Annotated in this window: 7 protein-coding genes, 2 tRNA genes and 1 rRNA gene; 7 read left to right on the forward strand and 3 right to left on the reverse strand. The window is 28.4% G+C overall.

Annotated elements, in window-relative coordinates; translation table 11 throughout:
• Positions 1 to 152 precede the first annotated feature (152 nt).
• The 7 genes from OIO11_RS12085 to OIO11_RS12115 all read left to right on the forward strand — a co-directional run bounded on the left by OIO11_RS12085 (position 153) and on the right by OIO11_RS12115 (position 3779).
• Positions 153 to 503 (forward strand): sensor histidine kinase, encoded by a 351-nt coding sequence (locus OIO11_RS12085; protein ID WP_268071725.1) that lies wholly within the window; start codon positions 153 to 155, stop codon positions 501 to 503.
• A 122-nt stretch (positions 504 to 625) separates the two neighbouring features.
• Positions 626 to 701 (forward strand) — tRNA-Phe (locus OIO11_RS12090).
• A gap of 140 nt (positions 702 to 841) precedes the next feature.
• A 5S ribosomal RNA gene (gene rrf, locus OIO11_RS12095) occupies positions 842 to 958 on the forward strand.
• Positions 959 to 965: 7 nt separating this feature from the next.
• Positions 966 to 1041, forward strand: a tRNA-Lys gene (locus OIO11_RS12100).
• Between the two features lie 343 nt (positions 1042 to 1384).
• Positions 1385 to 1894: an RNA polymerase sigma factor gene (locus OIO11_RS12105; protein WP_268071719.1), complete on the forward strand. Its 510-nt coding sequence runs from the start codon at positions 1385 to 1387 to the stop codon at positions 1892 to 1894.
• Positions 1884 to 2936 carry an anti sigma factor C-terminal domain-containing protein gene (locus OIO11_RS12110; protein ID WP_268071720.1) on the forward strand — a complete coding sequence of 351 codons (1053 nt, stop codon included), beginning with the start codon at positions 1884 to 1886 and terminating at the stop codon, positions 2934 to 2936. Before OIO11_RS12105 ends, OIO11_RS12110 begins: the two co-directional genes overlap by 11 nt.
• Before the next feature lie 99 nt (positions 2937 to 3035).
• Positions 3036 to 3779, forward strand: coding sequence for a peptidylprolyl isomerase (locus OIO11_RS12115; protein WP_268071721.1), 744 nt, complete (start codon positions 3036 to 3038; stop codon positions 3777 to 3779).
• Between the two features lie 66 nt (positions 3780 to 3845).
• Here OIO11_RS12115 and OIO11_RS12120 read toward each other — a convergent pair whose 3' ends face one another.
• The 3 genes from OIO11_RS12120 to OIO11_RS12130 form a co-directional block, all read right to left on the reverse strand.
• Positions 3846 to 4628: an alpha/beta fold hydrolase gene (locus OIO11_RS12120; RefSeq protein ID WP_268071722.1), complete on the reverse strand. Its 783-nt coding sequence runs from the start codon at positions 4626 to 4628 to the stop codon at positions 3846 to 3848.
• 110 nt (positions 4629 to 4738) lie between these two features.
• Entirely contained in the window at positions 4739 to 5179 is a 441-nt protein-coding gene (locus OIO11_RS12125; RefSeq protein WP_268071723.1) for a YiiD C-terminal domain-containing protein, read from the reverse strand.
• A 165-nt stretch (positions 5180 to 5344) separates the two neighbouring features.
• Entirely contained in the window at positions 5345 to 5878 is a 534-nt protein-coding gene (locus OIO11_RS12130; protein WP_268071724.1) for a GNAT family N-acetyltransferase, read from the reverse strand.
• Between the last annotated feature and the right edge of the window lie 452 nt (positions 5879 to 6330).

A 6330-nucleotide genomic window follows, 5' to 3' on the forward strand; every position in this document is an offset into this window, starting at 1 on the left:
AATTAGAGAAAATGTTAAGCTTTTTCTAAATGAAATAAACAAAAATCCTGAAGCAATTATTCAACGTTTGTGCTTAAAGTTATAGTTGTATAACTTTAAGTGCAGATATTACTTTCTATTTATATAGAAGAGATGGTAATATTCTTATAAGCATAGATACACATGCACTATCAGAAATATTGGATAATTTAATTTCTAACAGCATAAGGTTTACTCCAGAAAAAGGAAGCATAAATTTGAAGCTGCAATTGACTTTAAAGGAAATGATTTTTTCTGTTTTAGATACAGGATGTGGATTTTCTAAAAAGGATATGTCAAATATTTTTAAGAGATTCTATCAGGGAGATGAATCTAGATCAAAAGAAAAAGGACATTCAGGATTAGGGCTTTATATAGTTAAAACGTTAGTTGATAAGTTTGATGGTTCAATCAAGGCAGAGAATAATTCGGCGGGTGGAGCATGGATAGAATTTAACATACCAATAATCAGTAAAGGCGTTTAGTTACATCAGGTAAATATACTAAAAATAATTAATGTGTGAAAAAACTAAAAAAATGTTGACATTTGTTAAATTTACTGATAAAATATTTATTGTGCTAAGCGATAATATAGATTAATGTATGCGGCTTCATAGCTCAGTCGGTAGAGCAGAGGACTGAAAATCCTCGTGTCACTGGTTCGATTCCAGTTGAAGCCACCAAAAACCTTAACTCTTATGTAGTTGAGGTTTTATTATTTACAAAAAGTAAAAAATAAAAAAAAGTTAAAAAATTTATAAAAAAATGTTGACTTTTGTCTAAGACGCTGATATAATAGTCAATGTGCTTAAGGCACGGTACATCTGGTGGTTATGGCTTGAAGGTAACACCCGTTCCCATTCCGAACACGAAGGTTAAGCTTCAAAGCGCCGATGGTACTGCACTGGAGACGGTGTGGAAGAGTAGGTCGCCGCCGGGTAAAATATGATTCACTAGCTCAGTCGGTAGAGCACTTGACTTTTAATCAAGTTGTCCGGGGTTCGATTCCCCGGTGGATCACCAAAAACACATCTCAATTTTTGAGATGTGTTTTTTTATGTTCAAAATTTATATGTAAAAGCTAAAGCTTTAAGCTATACAGAATTAACAATTTAATTTTTATAGCTAAAAAGTAAAAGTGGGGATAAATGATAAATTTCATTTATCCCCATTTTAGATTAGTTTTATTATTTAAATGTTGAGTTAATAATTAATATTGCCTTATTATTGTAAAATTAAACTTAAATTAGGCTTTTATATAATAAAAGTGTATACATTTCTTTAGGATAGTTGTTATATAAGTGAAATGCCTTCTATAGATTGTAAAACTGGAATGTGCGTTCTAGAAAAGTTAAGGGAGTAGAACATGGAAAATGAAAGACTAGAAGAACTTCTTATGAGGCAAATAAAAATAGTTTATAAATATCTTATTAAGATTGGGGTACAAGTAGAGGATGCGGAAGATATAATACAAGATACACTTTGTAAAGCTATTAGTTATATTGATGCTATAGATGAGGAGAAAATTTCATCATGGCTTTTCAAGGTAGCACTTAACAAATATTATAATCTCTATAAGAAGAAAAAAAGAAAGAAACAAATTTATCTGGATGATGAAGTAATAGCAAATTTAGTTGTGGATAATTCAGCTGAATTTTATATTATATCCTCTGAATTAAAAGATACTGTGCAAAAGGTTTTAAATTCTTTAAAGGAAAGTTACAAGAACTTACTTATATTTAAATATGTAATAAATTTATCCTATAAGGAAATCGGTAATATATTAGACATGAAAGAGGATAAAGTTAAGGTGTATCTTTATAGAGCAAGGAATAAATTCAAAGAGTTGTGGGAGGATTGTGGAGATGTCAAGTAAAAATGGTTTAAATGTGGATGAAAAAAATATAGATGAATTATTTGAAAACTGTAAAAAGAATAAATTGAGTAAAGTAGTTAGAAAGGCAAAGTGGATTTCTATTATAAGAAATATAATTATTTGTATATTTGTAATAACAGCTATTTCAATAGCTAATTTACAAGCAATGGGTAGTAAAGGACAAAAACTAATAGATGATATTCAAGAATTTAATTGTATTTCTGCTCCAAATACATTTATATCACAATATATGAGATATATGGGAGTATTAAATGGTGAGGTACAATACTATACTTATAAAATAGTTGGAGATAAGCCCGTATATTTTGACCAAAAAAGAGTGAATTACAGTATTATACCGCTATTTTCTGATATGGGGTCTAATATTACTAATATCAGTATCGAAAAAGCAGAAACAGAGCAGGAACTTTATGATAATCCTAAATACAATAAATATGGAAGAGAACTTATGAAATTCTATTATCCATATGTGAAGTATGATAAATATCAAAAAGATTTGCAGTTAATAGATAACATTAGTAATAATAAGTACATTGAAATAGCTTTGTCTTTTGATAAATTATATTCTATTGATGAAGTTAATAAATTGATTCCTAAAGATGTTACCTTAACTTGGTATTGGGTTGATACTTCAAACAATAAAGAAAAAGAAGAACATAAATCTAGTAGTGAAAAGTATTATGATAATAATAAGGAAAAAACATATATTTCTCCAAATGAAATTGCTTTAGAAGATGAAGTATATGGCATAAAGGTAATAGATGAGAATAGTGTAATAGATGAAGAACCTGAAAATAGATTTATAAATGTTATTGAAAGCCAAAAGGATAAAAAAAGCAGATTTCAATCTGAATATAAGAGAATATATGATAATTTAAAAGGAGAAGATGAAAAAATAACAAAAGAAGATTTAAAAATCCAAGGTGTAGTGGTTACTGGAGATATTAAAAAGACGAAAAAATTAAAAGGACTTCCTTTCATAAAAGCATCTTCAATTGGAGTTATAACGGATAAATATTAATAATAGAAATACAAAAAGTTTTTGTTGAGGTATGGTTAGTTATGTTATGATAGATAGGTAGGTTTTTAACTTGCGAATAAATATCAAAGGAGAATAAGAATGGAAAATAAAGTTTTAGCGAGTGTTAATGGAAGAGAAATAACAGAAAAAGATTTAGAATTAGCGATGGTAAGATTTCCACAAGATAAAAGAGGTTTTTTAGCTACTGAACAAGGAAAAAAACAATTAGTAGAACAATTAGTTGCTTTTGAATTATTCTATAATCATGGAAAAGATAGTGGAGTAGAAGAATCAGAAGAATATAAAGAAAGATTAGAAATCATGAAAAGAGAAATGTTAACTCAACTAGCTATAGAAAACCTATTAAAAACAGTTGAAGTAACAGATAAAGAAGCTGAAGATTATTATAATGCTAATAAAGAAATGTTTAAAGTACCTGAATCTGTATCAGCTAGACATATTCTTGTAGAGACAGAAGAGACTGTAAAAGAAGTTGCAGATAAAATAAAAGGTGGAATGTCTTTTGAAGATGCTGCAACAGAATATTCAACTTGTCCTTCAAAAGCTCAAGGTGGAAACTTAGGTCAATTTGGAAGAGGACAAATGGTTCCTGAATTTGAGGAAGCTGCATTTACTTTAGAAATAGGAGCTTTAAGTGAACCTGTTAAAACTCAATTTGGATATCACTTAATAGAAGTTGAAAGCAAAAAAGAAGCAGAACAAAAATCTTTAGAAGAAGTTAAAGATATGATAAAAGGTCAACTTCTTCAAGAAAGACAAAATCATAAATACATGACTTTCACAGAAGAATTAAAGAAAAAATATGCAACTGAAATAAAATAATATATAAGTTAGAGGTGTAAAGATAGAAGATATCTACTTTTACACCTCATTTTTATTAAAGGCATATTACGTAGCCAATATTGTATGCAATTTTATGTAGAACTCATCTGGATTTTCATTCATGACAAAATGCCCACTATTTGAGATGGAAATCTTTTTTATAGATAAAAGTTGGTTTAAAACATCCATTTGTGAGTTCTTATCCCCATGAATATATATTTTATTTAATCCAAGGTTATTAAATATCTGTAATAGTCTACTGCTATCTGACCATTCTACAAGAGATTTTGAAGTTTTATAGAATCCTAAAGGGTCTGAGTTTTCCAGCATTTTACCCCATAATCTTATACCAGAATTTTCAGATGCTTCAGAGGCAGATTTCATTTTATGAAATTTATTATCTTTAAAATCTTGCAAAGGAAACCCAATAGTTCTTCTGCTTACGAATCTACAGTCTTCACTTACTAAATTTCCTTCTACATTTATAAAGGTGGCTAATCTATCTTTTATACTTTCAGCCAGTAGTAAACCTACTGCTCCTCCCATACTGTGAGCTACTATATGAATTTTGGGATGCTGAAACTTATCTAATAGCAGTTTACAGATGTTTGCTTGTTCTTCAATGGCATATGAAAAGTCATGGGGCTTTGATGAATTTCCAAAACCAACTAAGTCAACGGTTAATATTGAATAGTCGTCAAACAATGAATAATGCCAGATATCTTCAAAAGATTCTTTGGAACAGCCTAATCCATGAATTAGAAATATAAGTTCATTATTAATGTTTCTGAATTTGGTAGATAAATTAATTTGTGTTCCTTTATAGTTTATTGAGATATTAGATAACATATTATTTTCTTTAATGATTATCCCCTCCTTTTAAAGCGTTGCTTTATGAGAATTACATAATATGACACATATTTAACTATATTTTATATTTTATATTTTGTTCTTACTTTTTACTTCAATGCAACATATTGTCCTTGAAATTCTGCTGCCAGGGTTTCCCCATCATAACAAGATACTTTAAGTTTTAATTTTGATTTTTTACGTTCATTATACATTTCTAAGAAGTTCTTTTTATCTTCTGCATCAGATAAAACACATTCTGCAACAAAATCATTATTAATTGGAGCTAAATAATTTATATTGCTTTTCTGAAGTACTATGTGAGCATTTGGATCAATTTCTTTAATATTTATATATGCCATTGACCATCCACAAACAGTCATTAAGCTGTTGATACTTCCTCCAAATGCTGTAGACATATGATTTGTATTTGCTTCTAGCTTTGCGACTACTCTTACCTTGTATGGCGTAAATTCTAAAATACTAAATTTCATTGTCTTTGTAATAGGTATTTTCTTATGTAAATATTGTTCAAATTCATATTCAGTCATTCTTGAAAACCTCCATTGGATATTTAGTATAAATATTAGTTCTATTTTTATATTACCATATAACACTAAAATCATAATTAGAAGTAATAATCTTTTTACTATGTTTAGCTAAATTATTTACTAGTTGTATTTAATATGGGCGAATTCACAATAAATTAGATATCATTAGTCAATTATTAATCCCATAGCTATAGAGTCATAAAACTTACCGTTAATGAAAAAATCTCTTGTTAGAGTTCCTTCTTCTAGGAAGCCAAGCTTTTTATATAAATTAATACCACGTATATTATCAGCTCTAACTCTTAAATTAATTTTTCGGATTATTTCTGATTTCTTGCTCCATTCAATTAAGTATTTTATAAGTTCTTCACCTATACCATTTCCCCAATATTCTTTAAGAACACTCACTCCAAATTCACCTACATGAGTAATTCGTGGTGATAACCCTGCTGAAAAATTTAGATTTCCAACTATCTTTCCGTTAAGTTCGGCAACGATAAATAGAGCATTGTCTTTCTTTGAAGTGCTTTCAATAAATTCTTCTATTTGTTCAATAGCTTTTGGGTATTCATCTGCACCAAATGTCAAGAAATCTGATTGCCCTCCTATTATGTTTAGATATTCTATTAATGATTTAGAGTCAGATTTAAGTCCCTTTCTAATTATAACTTTTTCATTGTTGATTTGTATTTCTTTCATCATAGATTCCTCTTTTCATTTAATTTGCAATATGGTTATTATGGCTAAAGTAATATTTAAACAATTATACCATTTAATTTACTTATTATAACTATACTAACAAGCCCAACTGGTACTAAAGTTATTAATTTTAAGCATGAGATACAATAAACTTTTTAAACCAACACACCATAGAATGATGGTAAGACATAATATTTTATTATAATAAAGTATACTCATCCTTGTGTATCAAGCTAAGAATAACTTATATATAAGGAGAAAAACATATATAAATAGAGTTAATTTAGAGTAATGATATATATAGTCAGTTTTTAAAATGATATTTATGATAAGATATTCCTTGTCGTCGCGAGAGCGGCGGAGAGGAAACAACAAAGTATGAATTAAGATGATTTGAGAAAATTAAAAAAATTCAAAAAAGTTGTTGACAAGAAGAAATTCAGATGATATAC

Source organism: Clostridium sp. ZS2-4 (assembly GCF_026719745.1).
Lineage (GTDB): Bacteria > Bacillota > Clostridia > Clostridiales > Clostridiaceae > Clostridium_H.

Excerpts from the sequence above, each read along its gene's own strand:
- OIO11_RS12105 (WP_268071719.1), top strand. The coding sequence starts at position 1,385 with ATGGAAAATGAAAGACTAGAAGAACTTCTTATGAGGCAAATAAAAATA.
- OIO11_RS12110 (WP_268071720.1), top strand. The coding sequence starts at position 1,884 with ATGTCAAGTAAAAATGGTTTAAATGTGGATGAAAAAAATATAGATGAA.
- OIO11_RS12115 (WP_268071721.1), top strand. The coding sequence starts at position 3,036 with ATGGAAAATAAAGTTTTAGCGAGTGTTAATGGAAGAGAAATAACAGAA.
- OIO11_RS12120 (WP_268071722.1), bottom strand. The coding sequence starts at position 4,628 with ATGTTATCTAATATCTCAATAAACTATAAAGGAACACAAATTAATTTA.
- OIO11_RS12125 (WP_268071723.1), bottom strand. The coding sequence starts at position 5,179 with ATGACTGAATATGAATTTGAACAATATTTACATAAGAAAATACCTATT.
- OIO11_RS12130 (WP_268071724.1), bottom strand. The coding sequence starts at position 5,878 with ATGAAAGAAATACAAATCAACAATGAAAAAGTTATAATTAGAAAGGGA.